The 15,142-nt window shown below is 64.6% G+C and carries 12 protein-coding genes and 4 tRNA genes; all 16 read left to right on the forward strand.

Annotated elements, in window-relative coordinates; translation table 11 throughout:
* Positions 1–27 precede the first annotated feature (27 nt).
* The 16 genes from CAF92_RS17415 (at position 28) to CAF92_RS17490 (ending at position 14,805) form a co-directional block, all read left to right on the forward strand.
* A complete protein-coding gene (locus CAF92_RS17415; RefSeq protein WP_085601477.1) occupies positions 28–1,032 on the forward strand; it encodes an aspartate-semialdehyde dehydrogenase in 1,005 nt (334 codons plus the stop codon).
* A gap of 71 nt (positions 1,033–1,103) precedes the next feature.
* Complete coding sequence (locus tag CAF92_RS17420) at positions 1,104–3,827, forward strand: FimV/HubP family polar landmark protein (protein ID WP_085601478.1); 2,724 nt, start codon at positions 1,104–1,106, stop codon at positions 3,825–3,827.
* 211 nt (positions 3,828–4,038) lie between these two features.
* A complete protein-coding gene (gene truA, locus CAF92_RS17425; RefSeq protein ID WP_046617034.1) occupies positions 4,039–4,899 on the forward strand; it encodes a tRNA pseudouridine(38-40) synthase TruA in 861 nt (286 codons plus the stop codon).
* 61 nt (positions 4,900–4,960) lie between these two features.
* Positions 4,961–5,581: a phosphoribosylanthranilate isomerase gene (locus CAF92_RS17430; protein ID WP_046617033.1), complete on the forward strand. Its 621-nt coding sequence runs from the start codon at positions 4,961–4,963 to the stop codon at positions 5,579–5,581.
* Between the two features lie 221 nt (positions 5,582–5,802).
* The gene (gene accD / locus CAF92_RS17435) at positions 5,803–6,696 is read left to right on the forward strand and encodes an acetyl-CoA carboxylase, carboxyltransferase subunit beta (protein ID WP_046617032.1); all 894 of its coding nucleotides are present in this window, start codon (positions 5,803–5,805) and stop codon (positions 6,694–6,696) included.
* Positions 6,696–8,003, forward strand: coding sequence for a bifunctional tetrahydrofolate synthase/dihydrofolate synthase (folC, locus tag CAF92_RS17440; protein WP_085601479.1), 1,308 nt, complete (start codon positions 6,696–6,698; stop codon positions 8,001–8,003). The genes accD and folC overlap by 1 nt, the downstream gene beginning before the upstream one ends.
* Positions 7,987–8,658 carry an SPOR domain-containing protein gene (locus tag CAF92_RS17445; protein WP_085601480.1) on the forward strand — a complete coding sequence of 224 codons (672 nt, stop codon included), beginning with the start codon at positions 7,987–7,989 and terminating at the stop codon, positions 8,656–8,658. The genes folC and CAF92_RS17445 overlap by 17 nt, the downstream gene beginning before the upstream one ends.
* A 211-nt stretch (positions 8,659–8,869) precedes the next feature.
* On the forward strand, positions 8,870–9,427 hold the full coding sequence (locus CAF92_RS17450; RefSeq protein WP_013971612.1) for a CvpA family protein: 558 nt from the start codon (positions 8,870–8,872) through the stop codon (positions 9,425–9,427).
* 42 nt (positions 9,428–9,469) lie between these two features.
* Positions 9,470–10,975, forward strand: a complete 1,506-nt coding sequence (gene purF, locus CAF92_RS17455) for an amidophosphoribosyltransferase (RefSeq protein WP_046617029.1) — start codon at positions 9,470–9,472, stop codon at positions 10,973–10,975.
* 16 nt (positions 10,976–10,991) lie between these two features.
* Positions 10,992–12,203 carry an O-succinylhomoserine sulfhydrylase gene (locus CAF92_RS17460; RefSeq protein WP_025338247.1) on the forward strand — a complete coding sequence of 404 codons (1,212 nt, stop codon included), beginning with the start codon at positions 10,992–10,994 and terminating at the stop codon, positions 12,201–12,203.
* On the forward strand, positions 12,200–12,973 hold the full coding sequence (locus tag CAF92_RS17465) for an SDR family oxidoreductase (protein WP_046617028.1): 774 nt from the start codon (positions 12,200–12,202) through the stop codon (positions 12,971–12,973). Before CAF92_RS17460 ends, CAF92_RS17465 begins: the two co-directional genes overlap by 4 nt.
* A gap of 179 nt (positions 12,974–13,152) precedes the next feature.
* Positions 13,153–13,228 (forward strand) — tRNA-Val (locus tag CAF92_RS17470).
* A 66-nt stretch (positions 13,229–13,294) separates the two neighbouring features.
* A tRNA-Asp gene (locus CAF92_RS17475) sits at positions 13,295–13,371 on the forward strand.
* Between the two features lie 99 nt (positions 13,372–13,470).
* Positions 13,471–13,547: transfer RNA gene (locus CAF92_RS17480), tRNA-Asp, on the forward strand.
* A 141-nt stretch (positions 13,548–13,688) separates the two neighbouring features.
* Positions 13,689–13,765: transfer RNA gene (locus tag CAF92_RS17485), tRNA-Asp, on the forward strand.
* A 200-nt stretch (positions 13,766–13,965) separates the two neighbouring features.
* The gene (locus CAF92_RS17490; protein WP_085601481.1) at positions 13,966–14,805 is read left to right on the forward strand and encodes a DUF2242 domain-containing protein; all 840 of its coding nucleotides are present in this window, start codon (positions 13,966–13,968) and stop codon (positions 14,803–14,805) included.
* Positions 14,806–15,142 lie beyond the last annotated feature (337 nt).

Genomic DNA, 15,142 nt, shown 5'->3' on the forward strand with positions numbered 1-15,142 from the left:
GCCGTTTTCAGCAAAAGGATCCCTTCCATGACACACCCTTTGGACATCGCCGTCGTCGGCGCCACCGGCAGCGTCGGTGAAGCCCTGGTGCAGATCCTCGAAGAGCTGGATTTCCCGGTCGCCACCCTGCACCTGCTGGCCAGCATGGAATCGGCGGGCAGCAGCGTGATGTTCGCTGGCAAGAAGCTGAAGGTACGTGAAGTGGACAGCTTCGACTTCGCCCAGGTCAAGCTGGCCTTCTTCGCCGCAGGCGCCGCCGTCAGCCGCAGCTTTGCCAGCAAGGCGCTGCAGGCAGGCTGCACGGTCATCGACCTTTCCGCTGGCCTGGACGACGCCCTGGCCCTGGTGCCGGAAGCCAACGCCGAACGCCTGGCCGGCCTGGCATTGCCCGCCCGCATCGTCAGCCCGTGCTCGGCCGCGGTAGCCCTGGCCGTTGCACTGGCACCGCTCAAGGGCCTGCTGGATATCGAGCGGGTGCAGGTAATGGCCGCGCTGGCGGTGTCCGCACAAGGCCGTGAAGCGGTCAACGAACTCGCCCGGCAAACCGCCGAGCTGCTCAATGCCCGCCCCTTGGAGCCGCGCTTCTTCGATCGCCAGGTGGCGTTCAACATGCTGGCCCAGGTCGGAGCCGCCGATGAGCAAGGCCACACGGCCCTGGAGCGCCGCCTGGTCAGCGAGCTGCGCGTGTTGCTGGGCCTGCCGGAGCTGAAGATTTCCGTGAGCTGCGTTCAAGTCCCGGTATTTTTCGGCGATAGCTTCAGTGTGGCGGTACAGAGCCGTCGCCCGGTAGACCTGGGCGCGGTCAACCAGGCCCTCGAGGCAGCCGACAGCGTCGAACTGGTGGAGCGCGATGATTATCCAACCCCGGTAGGCGACGCAGTGGGCCAGGACGTGGTCTATGTTGGTCGTGTACGGCACGGTGTTGATGAAGACCAGCAGCTCAACCTCTGGCTGACCACCGACAATGTGCGCAAAGGCGCCGCGCTCAATGCCGTGCAAGTGGCGCAATTGTTGATTAAACACATGCCGTAAAAGATACTGGCGAGCACTATTGTCCTGCTCTGCATGCAGGTTTCAGGACGCTTTATACAAGGGAAGAGGTCATGCTTCGAATTCGCAAACTGGTTCTGGCCATGGCTGCAGCATCGGCGCTGTCGTCGGGCATGGCGAATGCCTTGGGCCTGGGGGAGCTGACCCTCAAGTCGGCACAGAACCAGCCCCTGGACGCCGAGATCGAGCTGCTCGACGTGCGCGACCTCACCGCCGCCGAAGTGGCACCGAGCCTGGCGCCGCCGGAAGAGTTCAGCAAGGCAGGGGTGGCGCTGCCGACGTACCTCGAAGACCTCACCTTCACGCCGGTGATCAACCCCAACGGCAAGAGCGTGCTGCGGGTTACCTCCAGCCAGCCGCTGCCTGAACCGGTGGTGAAGTTCCTGGTCCAGGTGATGTGGCCGCAAGGCCGCCTGCTGCGTGACTACAGCGTGCTGCTCGACCAGGCCAAGGCCCAGGGCGACAAGCCTGCGGCGGGCAATGTCGCGCCAGCGGTGACCGCTGCCGGCAGCTACACCACCCAACGCCGCGACACCTTGTGGCAGATTGCCGCGCGCAACACCCAGGGTGGCTCGATCCAGCAGACCATGATCGCGATCCAGGCGCTTAACCCGGACGCTTTCATCGGCAACAACATCAACCAGCTGAAGGTCGGCCAGGTGCTGCGCCTGCCCGACCAGCAGCAGATCCAGAATATCGCACAGGGCGAGGCGATCGCTGAGGTGGCCGAGCAGTATGCCGCCTGGCGTGAAGGCCGCCGCCTGGGCCCGCGCGCCCGCCAGCTGGACGCGACCCGTCGCGGCGCCGCCGAGGCAGCGCCGGCACGTATCGCCCAGGGCGACAACCTGCGCCTGGTCAGCCCGGGCAACCAGGCCGGTGCCGACCAGGCCAAGGCTCTCAACGACAAGCTGGCGGTGGCCCAGGAAAGCCTGGACACCAGCCGTCGCGACAACGAAGAACTCAAGAGCCGCATGGCCGACCTGCAGAGCCAGCTGGACAAGCTGCAGCGTCTGATCGAGCTGAAGAACAACCAACTGGCCCGCCTTGAGGCTCAGGGCGCGACGGCGCCGGCCCAACCGGTCGTCAAGCCTGCGCCTGCCGCCGTCGATAACGCACCCAAGCCGGTGCCCGCCGCCGAGGTCGCACCTGCCGGCCAGCCTGGCAGCGTGGTCGACGAAATCATGGGCAACCCGCTGCTGCTCGGGCTGATTGCCGGTAGTGCCTTCCTCGTACTGCTGCTTCTACTGTTGCTGCTGGCGCGCAAGCGCAAGGCCCAGCAGGAGGCTGAAAAGCACCTGCGCATGGCGCGGGCGCTGGAAGAAGAGCAGGGCGCAGGCTTCGACAGCGATAGCGCAAGCTTCGATGGCGTCGAGGTCTCGGCCCCGAGCGTGACCCTGTCGCCGGCCGTGGTCGCTGCTTCGGCTGCCGCCGCCACCGCCGCGGAAAAAACATCGGTACCCGCCGTCGAAGCGCAACCTGAACCGCAAGCCGACCCCCATGCCGCGTTGCTGGCGGAGGTCGAGCAATGCGTGGCCGAAGGTCGCCTGAACCGCGCCGCCGACCTGCTGGAGCCTGCCGTGGCCGCCGCGCCTCAGCGTGACGACCTGCGCCTGAAACTGATGGATGTGTATGCACGCCAGGGGGATCAGAGCGCGTTCGTCGAGCAGGAGCGCAAGCTGCCGACCAGCGAGCCGAACAGTGCAGCGGTTGCCGGGCTGAAAGAGCGTTACCCAGCCATGCTCGGCCTGGCCGCTGCCGGCCTGGGCGCTGCGGCCCTGGCTGCCGAGATGGACGAGCAGTACGTGCAGGAGCTGCTGCAAGATCAGCCTGAAACGCCAGTGGTTGCCGACGTGGCGGCCGAGGAAGTGCCGGCGTTCGAGCCAGAGGTGGCGGCTGAACCAGAGGCCGTTGCCCAGTCGGAACCTGACGCAGCGCTCGAGCCTGAAGTTGATCTGGATGCTGAGCTGGATGCCTTCGATGAAGTGCCTACCCTCGATGCGCCGGGCCTGGACGAGCAGGACCTGGACAGTGCCTTCGACCTGAGCCTGGGTGACTACCTGCCCGAGCAAGACCCGCTGGCGACGCCGTTGCTGGACGAATCGGTGGCCCAGCAACCTGTCGTCGACGAGCCGGTACTGGATGAGCCGGTGCTGGATACGGCTCAGCCGGAAGACCAGCCGTTTGCCGTGGACGCCGAGCTGCAGGCCGACGCCGACGCCGAATTCGAGGCCATGCTGGCCCAGGCCGAGACACAGCCCGCTGTGGACCTGTCCGACTTCGACCTCGACGTCAGCGAACCGGTTGCCCCGGCCGCCCCGGCTGCAGACGACGCAAACCCGGTGGATGTCGCTGCCGAGCTGGCTGCCTTCGACAGCGAGCCAGCGTTCGACCCGCTTTCCGAGTTCGACCTGCCGTCCGACTTCGACCTGTCGCTGTCGCTGGAAGACGATTCGCCAGCAGCCAAGAGCTTTGCCTCGGAGCTGGACGACGTCAATGCCGAACTGGACAAGCTGTCGCAGAGCCTCGAATCGCCGTCGCTGGAGCCGCACTTCACCAGTGAGGACGCGCTTGCCCAGCCTGAGCCCGAGCCACTGGACGACCTGGACTTCGACTTCTTCTCCGGTAGCGACGAAGTGGCCACCAAGCTTGACCTGGCCCGCGCCTATATCGACATGGGCGACAACCAGGGCGCGCGCGACATCCTCGATGAAGTGGTCAAGGATGGCGACGACAGCCAGCGTCAGGAAGCCGAGGACATGCTCTCCCGACTGGTCTGAAAGTTGGAGCCAATATTGGCTCCAGCGCGGTCATTGTGGGAGCGGCCTTGTGTCGCGATAGGGCCGCAAAGCGGCCCCAGGATTTCAGTCATACCGCCAATATCGCCGGGGCCGCTATGCGGCCCTATCGCGACACAAGGCCGCTCCCACAGCCCTACACGGCTGCCGTTGTCGTTATAATCCCCGCCATTCCGTACACCCCACAGGTTTCATGCTCTTGGACATCATCGACACCGCCGCCGCCGAGTCCGCGGCCGAAGGCTACTCCCGCATCGCCCTGGGCGTGGAATACAAAGGCGCGCGCTATCGTGGCTGGCAGCGTCAGGCCAGTGGTGTGCCCAGTGTCCAGCAGGCCCTGGAGCAGGCGTTGTCCAAGGTGGCCAACGAGCCGATCTCGGTGATCTGCGCCGGGCGCACCGACGCCGGCGTGCATGGCTGCGGGCAGATCGTGCACTTCGATACCCGCGCCGTGCGCGACGAACGCGCCTGGACCATGGGCACCAACTTCAACCTGCCCCACGACATCAGCGTGGTCTGGTCGCGGCCGATGCCTGCCGACTTCCATGCCCGTTTCAAGGCCTGTGCCCGGCGTTACCGCTACGTCATCTACAACGACCCGATCCGCCCGGCGCACCTGGCCGAGGAAGTCACCTGGAACCACCGCCCGCTGGATGTGGAGCGCATGGCCGAAGCCGCGCAGTACCTGCTCGGTACCCATGACTTCAGTGCCTTCCGCGCCAGCCAGTGCCAGGCCAAGTCGCCGGTCAAGCACATCTACCACCTGCGCGTCACCCGCCATGGCCAGATGATCGTGCTGGATGTGCGTGCCACTGCCTTCCTGCACCACATGGTGCGTAACATTGCCGGTGTACTGATGAGCATCGGTGCCGGAGAACGCCCGGCCACCTGGGCGCGCGAGGTGCTGGAGGGGCGCAACCGCCGCGAAGGTGGAGTCACGGCGCACCCGTACGGGCTCTACCTTGTGCAGGTGGAGTACCCCGAGGAGTACGCGCTGCCCAAGCGTTACATCGGCCCACACTTTTTGACCGGCTACGAGGCACTGGCAGACTGACGGGCGAAAAGTCATTTGCTAACATCCGGCCTTTCACCGTAACAACCAGGGTTCGCTGTCCATGAGCAATGTTCGCAGCAAGATCTGCGGGATTACCCGCATCGAAGACGCACTGGCCGCTGCCGAAGCGGGCGCCGATGCCATCGGCTTCGTCTTCTATGCCAAGAGCCCGCGCGCCGTGGACGTGCGCCAGGCGCGGGCGATCATCGCCGAGCTGCCGCCGTTCGTGACCACGGTCGGGCTGTTCGTCAACGCTTCGCGCTGCGAGCTGAACGAGATCCTCGAAGTGGTTCCGCTGGACCTGCTACAGTTCCACGGCGATGAAACCCCGCAGGACTGCGAAGGCTACCACCGCCCCTGGATCAAGGCCCTGCGCGTGCGCCCGGGCGACGACCTGGAGGCGGCCTGCCAGCTTTACGCCGGTGCCCGCGGCATTCTGCTGGACACCTATGTGCCAGGCGTACCCGGAGGCACCGGTGAAGCGTTCGACTGGTCGCTGGTGCCGGCGCGACTGAGCAAGCCGATCATCCTGGCGGGCGGGTTGTCTGCCGACAATGTCGGCCAGGCCATCGCCCAGGTGCGGCCGTACGCGGTGGATGTCAGTGGCGGCGTGGAGCAAGCCAAGGGCATCAAGGACGCGGCGAAGATCGAGGCATTCATGCGTGCGGTGAAACAGGCGTGATGGCAGATGTGACGGCTGGCTGCGCGCCATCGTCCATAGCTTTCGCAGCCCCGCGGGGCAGCCGCCCGCGCCTGTGGCGGCAAGACATACATTAGCGGTGGGGTGGCGCGCTGGAAGTCCCGGCGGCCGGTCCATCATCGTTTCATAAAAGATTTTGAGCTCAAGGGCAGGGCAGGGCCGGCGATACCGGCCCACGCCTGCCAATACTGGAGAAAGAAAGCATGAGCAACTGGTTAGTCGACAAACTGATCCCTTCGATCATGCGTTCCGAGGTGAAGAAGAGCTCGGTGCCTGAAGGCCTGTGGCACAAGTGCCCGGCCTGCGAGGCCGTGCTGTATCGTCCGGAGCTGGAAAAGACCCTGGATGTCTGCCCCAAGTGCAACCACCACATGCGCATTGGCGCACGTGCGCGCATCGACATCTTCCTCGACGCCGATGGCCGTGCCGAACTGGGCGCCGACCTGGAGCCGGTCGACCGCCTGAAGTTCCGTGATGGCAAGAAGTACAAGGACCGCCTGGCCGGGGCGCAGAAGCAGACCGGGGAGAAGGACGCCCTGATCTCCATGAGCGGCACCCTGATGGGCATGCCGATCGTGGTCAGCGCCTTCGAGTTCTCGTTCATGGGCGGCTCCATGGGCGCCATCGTTGGCGAGCGCTTCGTGCGCGCGGCCAACTATGCCCTGGAAAACCGCTGCCCGATGGTCTGCTTCTCCGCCTCCGGCGGTGCGCGCATGCAGGAAGCGCTGATCTCGCTGATGCAGATGGCCAAGACCTCGGCCGTGCTGGCGCGCCTGCGCGAAGAAGGCATCCCGTTCATCTCGGTGCTGACCGACCCGGTTTACGGTGGTGTTTCTGCAAGCCTGGCCATGCTCGGTGACGTCATCGTCGGTGAGCCGAAGGCACTGATCGGCTTCGCCGGCCCGCGCGTGATCGAGCAGACCGTGCGCGAGAAGCTGCCGGAAGGCTTCCAGCGCAGCGAGTTCCTGCTGGAGCACGGCGCCATCGACCTGATCATCTCCCGTGGCGAGCTGCGCCCGCGTCTGGCCCGCCTGCTGGCGCAGATGACCGGCCAGGAAACCCCGGAACAAGCGCGCGAGGCGGCTGCCGTCGCGTGATGAAACAACGATCCCTGGGCGAATGGCTCGCCTACCTCGAGCAGTTGCACCCCTCGGCCATCGACATGGGCCTGGAGCGGTCGCAGAAGGTGCTTGCCCGGCTGGCGCTGGGCAAGCTGGCGCCACGCGTGGTGACGGTGACCGGCACCAACGGCAAGGGCTCGACCTGCGCCTTCGTGGCCTCGCTGCTGCGTGCCCAGGGGCTCAAGGTCGGCGTGTACAGCTCGCCGCACCTGTTGCGTTACAACGAGCGGGTGCTGATCGATGGCCAAGAGGCCAGCGATGAGCGCCTGTGCGAAGCCTTCGCCGCCGTCGAGGCGGCGCGGGGCGATATTTCCCTGACCTACTTCGAGATGGGCACCCTGGCCGCGTTCTGGTTGTTCTACCAGTCGCAGCTGGATGCCGTGGTACTCGAAGTGGGCCTTGGTGGCCGACTGGACACCGTGAACGTGGTGGATGCCGACCTGGCCCTGGTGACCAGCATCGGCGTCGACCATGTCGATTACCTGGGGGATACCCGCGAGCTGGTGGCCTTCGAGAAGGCCGGCATCTTCCGTCAGGGCAAGCCGGCACTGTGCGGTGACCTGGATCCGCCTCAGCCGCTGCTGGACAAGGCCGCCGAACTGGCTGCGCCGCTGTTCCTGCGTGGTCGTGACTTCGACCTGGCCAGTGCCGATGGCAGCTGGAACTGGCGGGGTACTGCGGCTGATGGTACGCAGTTGGAGCTGCGTGGCCTGCCTTTGCTCGACCTGCCCATGGAAAACGCCACGCTGGCCTTGCAGGCTTATCTGCTGATGGGCCTGCCCTGGGACGCCGGGCAGATTCGCCAGGCGCTGCTGGATACCCGTATCACGGGTCGCCTCGACCGTCGCCTGCTGAGCTGGCAGGGCAAGTCGGTGGAACTGTTGCTGGATGTCGGGCACAACCCGCATGCTGCGGAGTACCTGGCCCGGCGCCTGGCGGCCCGGCCGCTGAAAGGCCGGCGCCTGGCGGTGTTCGGCCTGCTCGCCGACAAGGACCTGGACGGTGTTGTCGCGCCGCTGCAGGGGCTGGTCGACGACTGGGCAGTGGCGCCACTGGATACCCCGCGCAGTCGCCCGGCTGCAGAACTGGCCACGGCCTTGACGAACCTCGGCGCCGCGGTGAAGTCTTATGCCAGCGTCGACGCTGCCCTTGAAGGGCAGTGCGCGCAGGCAACGGCGGGTGATCAGATCTTGCTGTTCGGTTCGTTTTTCTGTGTTGCCCAGGCACTGGAATGGCTGGAGCGGCACGCCCAGGAGGGTGGAGTAGATGGCAGTGCTGGATAAAGGGATGAAACAGCGCATGGTGGGTGCGTTGGTGCTGGTGGCGCTGGCGGTGATCTTCCTGCCGATGCTGTTCACCCGCGAGGACGAGATGCGTCAGGTGCGCGTCGAGGCCCCGCAGGCGCCGGCCATGCCAAGCCTGCCGGAAGTGAAGGTGGAGCCGGTCGCCGTGCCGGAGCCGCAGGTCATTCCCGAAGAGCCGCAGCAGGCACCGGTGGTGGTGGACGAATCCACTGCGCCGGCGAGCGCGCCCAGCCAGCCGATTACACCGTCACCGCAGACCCAGCCTCAGGTACAGGTGCAGCCTCAGCCTCAGCCCCAGCCCGTCAAGCCGCAGGCGCCCGTGGCCAAGGTCGAGCCTCAGCCGGCAGCCAAGCCGGCCGCACCCGCGGCGCCGTCCAAGATCGACGTCAATGGCCTGCCGGTCAGCTGGTCGATCCAGTTGGCCAGCCTGTCCAACCGTGCCGGGGCCGAAAAGCTGCAGCAAACCTTGCGTAGCCAGGGTTACAACGCCTATATCCGCTCGGCGGGTGGCATGAACCGGGTGTACGTGGGGCCGCTGATCGAGCGGGCCGAGGCTGAGCGCGTGCGTGACGCCATCAATCGCCAGAACAGCCTCAAGGGCTTCGTGGTGCGCTTCCAGCCTGAGCGCAGCTGATACGCGGGGCGGCTTTGCCGCCCATCGACGCGGTTCGTCGCCACGACAAGCCAGCCCCCACCTCGACCGCACTGCTCTCAGGGCCTGTGCAGTCCCTGTGGGAGCCGGCTTGCCGGCGATGAAGCCAACACCAATCTGTCTGACATTCCGCTTACCCAAGCCCCCGCCGCTCTGTTAAAATGCGCCGCCTCAAACGTCTGCAGGCAGCACCGTGGCATTTACCTTGGTTGATTGGGCGATCATCGCGATCATCGCCGTCTCCACACTGATCAGTCTCAAGCGCGGCTTCGTCAAGGAAGCCTTGTCCTTGCTCATCTGGATCATTGCCGGTGCGGTTGCCTGGATGTTCGGTGGTTCGCTCTCGGTGTATCTTGAAAGCTACATCCAGACGCCGTCGATGCGCGTCATCGCCGGCTGCGCCATTCTTTTCGTCGCCACCTTGCTGGTGGGGGCCATGATCAACTTCCTCATCGGCGAGCTGATCCGCGTGACCGGGCTGTCCGGTACCGATCGTTTCCTGGGCATGGCCTTCGGCGCCGCGCGCGGGGCCTTGCTGGTGGTGGTGGCCATCGGGCTGATCAGCCTGGGGCCGGTTCAACAAGACACCTGGTGGCAGGAATCTCGCCTGATACCACAATTTCTCTTGGTCGCCGACTGGTCGAAAAACCTGATCCTGGGTTTTACCGGCCAGTGGACACCCAGTGGGCTGATCGGCACTCCAGCTGATCTTCCGTTCAAGGAACAGTTGCTCGGGCCGGCAAAGCCCTGAGCGCTATTCACTCAAGTTTCGTCAAAGTAGGGGTTGCGTCGCATGTGTGGCATCGTCGGTATCGTCGGTAAGTCGAACGTCAATCAGGCGCTGTATGACGCGCTTACGGTCCTCCAGCACCGCGGCCAGGACGCTGCCGGTATCGTGACCAGCCATGACGGCCGGTTGTTCCTGCGCAAGGATAATGGCCTGGTGCGCGACGTGTTCCAGCAGCGCCACATGCAGCGCCTGGTCGGCAACATCGGCATCGGCCACGTGCGCTACCCGACTGCGGGCAGCTCGACCTCGGCCGAGGCCCAGCCGTTCTACGTCAACTCGCCGTACGGCATCACCCTGGCACACAACGGCAACCTGACCAACGTCGAACAGCTGGCCAAGGAGATCTACGAGTCCGACCTGCGTCACGTCAACACCAACTCCGACTCGGAAGTACTGCTGAACGTGTTCGCCCATGAGCTGGCGGTGCGTGGCAAGCTGCAGCCGACCGAAGAAGACGTGTTCGCCGCGGTTTCCCACGTGCACAGCCGCTGCGTCGGCGGTTACGCCGTGGTTGCTATGATCACCGGCTACGGCATTGTCGGTTTCCGTGACCCCAACGGCATCCGCCCGGTGGTGTTCGGCCAGCGTCACACCGACGAAGGCGTGGAATACATGATCGCCTCGGAGAGCGTGGCCCTCGATGTGCTCGGCTTCACCCTGATCCGCGACCTGGCGCCGGGCGAAGCGGTGTACATCACCGAAGAAGGCCAGCTGTACACCAAGCAGTGCGCCGAAGCACCGAAGCTGCAACCGTGCATCTTCGAGCATGTCTACCTGGCCCGCCCGGACTCGATCATGGATGGCGTGTCGGTGTACAAGGCCCGTCTGCGCATGGGTGAAAAACTGGCCGACAAGATCATGCGCGAGCGCCCCGAGCACGACATCGATGTGGTCATCCCGATCCCGGACACCAGCCGCACCGCGGCCCTGGAGCTGGCCAACCGCCTGGGCGTCAAGTTCCGCGAAGGTTTCGTCAAGAACCGCTATATCGGCCGTACCTTCATCATGCCCGGTCAGGCCGCGCGCAAGAAATCGGTACGCCAGAAGCTCAACGCCATCGAGTTGGAGTTCCGCGGCAAGAACGTGATGCTGGTGGACGACTCGATCGTGCGCGGCACCACCTGCAAGCAGATCATCCAGATGGCCCGCGAAGCCGGCGCCAAGAACGTCTACTTCTGCTCCGCAGCCCCTGCGGTTCGCTATCCCAACGTCTACGGCATCGACATGCCGAGTGTTCACGAACTGATCGCCCACAACCGTACCACCGAACAAGTGGCCGAGTTGATTGGTGCCGACTGGCTGGTCTACCAGGACCTGCCGGATCTGATCGACTCGGTTGGTGGCGGCAAGATCAAGATCGACCAGTTCGATTGCGCGGTATTCAACGGTGAGTATGTCACCGGCGATATCGACGAAGCCTACCTCGACCGTATCGAGCAGGCTCGTAATGACCTCGCCAAGGTCAAGAACCAGGCGGTCAGCGCGATCATCGACCTCTACAACAACTGATTTCGGGAGCGACGGCATGACGGATCAATGGGATGCCGGACGACTGGACAGTGACCTCGAGGGTGTCGGTTTCGACACCCTGGCGGTGCGTGCCGGTCAAAACCGTACACCGGAGGCCGAGCACAGCGAAGCGCTGTTCCTGACCTCCAGCTATGTGTTCCGCACGGCTGCCGATGCCGCCGCGCGGTTTGCCGGCGAAACGCCGGGCAACGTCTATTCGCGCTACACCAACCCGTCGGTGCGTGCCTTCGAGGAGCGCCTGGCGGCCATGGAAGGGGCCGAGCAGGCCGTGGGCACCTCCACCGGCATGGCGGCGATCCTCGCCGTGGTGATGTCGCTGTGCAGTGCCGGTGACCATGTGCTGGTGTCGCAGAGCGTGTTCGGCTCGACCATCAGCCTGTTCGAGAAGTACTTCAAGCGCTTCGGCGTGCAGGTGGACTACGTGCCACTGGTCGACCTCGCCGGCTGGGAAAAGGCCATCAAGGCCAATACCAAGCTGCTGATCGTCGAGTCGCCGTCCAACCCGCTGGCAGAGCTGGTCGATATCACCGCACTCAGCGAAATCGCCCACGCCCACGGTGCCATGCTGGTGGTGGACAACTGCTTCAGCACCCCGGCGCTGCAGCAGCCGCTGAAGCTGGGTGCCGACATCGTGTTCCACTCGGCCACCAAGTTCATCGACGGCCAGGGTCGCTGCATGGGTGGCGTGGTTGCCGGCCGTGCCGAGCAGATGAAAGAAGTGGTGGGCTTCCTGCGTACCGCAGGCCCGACCCTCAGCCCGTTCAACGCCTGGATCTTCACCAAGGGCCTGGAAACCCTGCGCCTGCGCATGCGTGCGCACTGCGAAAGCGCCCAGGTACTGGCCGAATGGCTGGAGCAGCAGGAGGGCGTGGAGAAGGTGCATTACGCCGGCCTGCCGAGCCACCCGCAGCACGAACTGGCCAAGCGCCAGATGAGTGGCTTCGGTGCGGTGGTGAGCTTCGAGGTCAAGGGTGGCAAAGAGGGCGCCTGGCGCTTCATCGACGCTACCCGGGTGATTTCCATCACCACCAACCTGGGTGACAGCAAGACCACCATCGCCCATCCAGCGACCACCTCCCACGGTCGCCTGACGCCGCAGGAGCGTGAAGCCGCCGGTATTCGCGACAGCCTGATCCGTGTTGCCGTGGGCCTGGAAGACGTGGCCGACCTGCAGGCAGACCTGGCGCGCGGGTTGGCAGCACTGTGATCGAAATCCGCGGCGGTAAACCCGGCCATAACGGCAGGGTAGCCCTGGTGACGGGTGCCGCGCGCGGCATCGGCCTGGGTATTGCCGCGTGGTTGATCTGCGAAGGCTGGCAGGTGGTGCTCAGTGACCTGGACCGCCAGCGTGGCGCCAAGGTGGCCAAGGCCCTGGGTGACAATGCCTGGTTCATCACCATGGATGTTGCCGACGAGGCCCAGGTCAGCGCCGGGGTGTCCGAGGTGCTGGGGCAGTTTGGCCGCCTGGACGCGCTGGTGTGCAATGCGGCCATCGCCAACCCGCACAACCAGACCCTCGAAAGCCTGAGCCTGGCGCAGTGGAACCGGGTGCTGGCGGTCAACCTCAACGGCCCGATGCTGCTGGCCAAGCATTGTGCGCCGTACCTGCGCGCGCACAACGGGGCGATCGTCAATCTCACCTCCACCCGGGCGCGGCAGTCCGAGCCCGATACCGAGGCCTATGCGGCGAGCAAGGGCGGCCTGGTGGCCTTGACCCATGCCCTGGCCATGAGCCTTGGCCCGGAGATCCGCGTCAATGCGGTGAGCCCGGGCTGGATCGATGCCCGTGACCCGTCGCAGCGCCGTGCCGAGCCGTTGTCCGAGGCGGACCATGCCCAGCACCCGACGGGCAGGGTAGGGACGGTGGAAGACGTGGCGGCCATGGTTGCCTGGCTGTTGTCTCGGCAAGCGGCGTTCGTCACCGGCCAGGAATTCGTGGTCGATGGCGGCATGACCCGCAAGATGATCTACACCTGAGCCCTTTTGCATATCCTGTACCGGCCTCTTCGCGGGTAAACCCGCGAAGAGGCCGCCACAGGCAACCGCACCGCTTTTGCGCTTTTCTGAAAAAAATTCAATGGGGCTATTGACTTAGCTTCGCCACCTGCGTAAATTTCGCGGCCTCAGCGAAGCAAACGCAACAAGCAACATCGCGAGGGTGATTAGCTCAGCCGGGAGAGCATCTGCCTTACAAGCAGAGGGTCGGCGGTTCGATCCCGTCATCACCCACCACTTCCTGAGATGTTCCTGGTGCTTCAGGTTTCGCAAGAAGCCGATAGCCAGAGAGGAACGCACTGCGCAGCGGTAGTTCAGTCGGTTAGAATACCGGCCTGTCACGCCGGGGGTCGCGGGTTCGAGTCCCGTCCGCTGCGCCATTTTTCAGTATCAGATGGGTGCCTGGCACCGGTCTGAAGCCACAAGGCAAACACCTTGGGCTGATCCCAGTTTCAATCGGGCGAAAGCCTGAACGATACGCAGCGGTAGTTCAGTCGGTTAGAATACCGGCCTGTCACGCCGGGGGTCGCGGGTTCGAGTCCCGTCCGCTGCGCCATCTTAGCTTCAAGGCCCCTTGAACACCTTGAAGCAAACACAAGAGAAGCGATCACGTTATCGCTTTTTTTGTGCCTGCCCTGAGGCCATCGCGCCGGAAGGGTAGACCCAGGTTTCAATCGGGCGCAAGCCTGAATGATACGCAGCGGTAGTTCAGTCGGTTAGAATACCGGCCTGTCACGCCGGGGGTCGCGGGTTCGAGTCCCGTCCGCTGCGCCATCTTCGCCTCGAGGCCCCTTGAACGCCTCGAAGCTACGAGAAAGCGACCTTCGGGTCGCTTTTTTCGTTATTGCGCCTGGCAATTGCCGCCCTTGACCCAGATTTACACGAACCTGACAGACTCTTCACCGATCAGCGGTTCCTGTGCCTGCCTGCTGTGTTGCACAATAGGCACCTTCTCGACTTACCCGGAATTCGCAATGACCAGATCTTCCGTCTTTGGTGCGCTCGGGCTGGCCCTGGTGCTGGCGGGTGTGACCGGTTGTTCCTCGAAAAAAGCCGCCGTCTACGAGCACGAGAACTTCGATGACTCGGGCACCTACTCGCGCAGCTTCCCGGTGAGCGATGCCGGCTCCTGCGAGGCCGCCCGGCGCGCCTTGCTCAGCCAGGGCTACATCATCACCAGCAGCGGCGCCAACCAGGTGGTGGGCAACAAGAGCTTCCAGCAGAACAGCGAGAACCACCTGCAGATCAGTTTCAACGTCACCTGTGCGCCAGATGTGAGCGACGAGCAGCGTTCGACCATGTTCGCCAATGCTCTGCAGGATCGTTATGCACTGAAAAAGTCCAATACCTCCGCCAGCCTGGGCGTTGGTGTACTGGGCTCGGTGTCGATGCCGATCGGCTCCAGCGACGACTCGATGGTCAAGGTGGCCAGCGAGACGGTGACGGCGGCGCAGTTCTATGACCGTTATTTCGCACTGGTGGAGAGCTACCTGCCAAAGCCCAAGCCTAAGCAGGAGAGCAAGGCCAAGGTCGAAGAGCCCGCGCCTAAGGTCGAAGCGCCGGCGGCTGCCTTGGGGCTGCCGGAGCAGGCCGCGGCAGCGCCGGTGGCACCGGCCCCGGTGGCGGCGCCTTTGGTTGAAGCGGCGCCAGCCCCGGCCGCTGTTGCCCCGGCCAGCGAGGCGATAGCAGCGCCGGTGCTGGATGACAGCCAGGGCTCGCAGCCAGTGGCGCCGCCAGCGGAGGCGGCACCGATCGAGGTGCAGCAGGAAGCCCAGCCTGCCGAGGCCGCCGAGACCGCTTCCCCCGCCCTTTGATAGCTTTCCTGTACCGGCCTCTTCGCGGGTAACCCCGCTCCCACAGGTACTGCGCAGATGTTGAGAACTGCGCAGTACCTGTGGGAGCGGGTTTACCCGCGAAGAGGCCGGTGCAGGCAGTCCATCCCCTGTTACAGACGCACCGCGATAACTTCCTGAACCCCTGCTACGTTTACCACTCATAAGCTTGTCATGATTTCTTCATCCCACCTGCCTAGGGTGAAGGCGACAGTTATCAGGAAAAATGAGTGAAGAGGGCGTAGGGCTATGGACGAATACCAGGAAGAACTTCTCGAATTCCAGGCTTATGAACTGGACCCCCCGGAGCCGGCTGACG

The sequence above is a fragment of the Pseudomonas sp. B10(2017) genome (assembly GCF_002113295.1).
Lineage (GTDB): Bacteria > Pseudomonadota > Gammaproteobacteria > Pseudomonadales > Pseudomonadaceae > Aquipseudomonas > Aquipseudomonas pudica.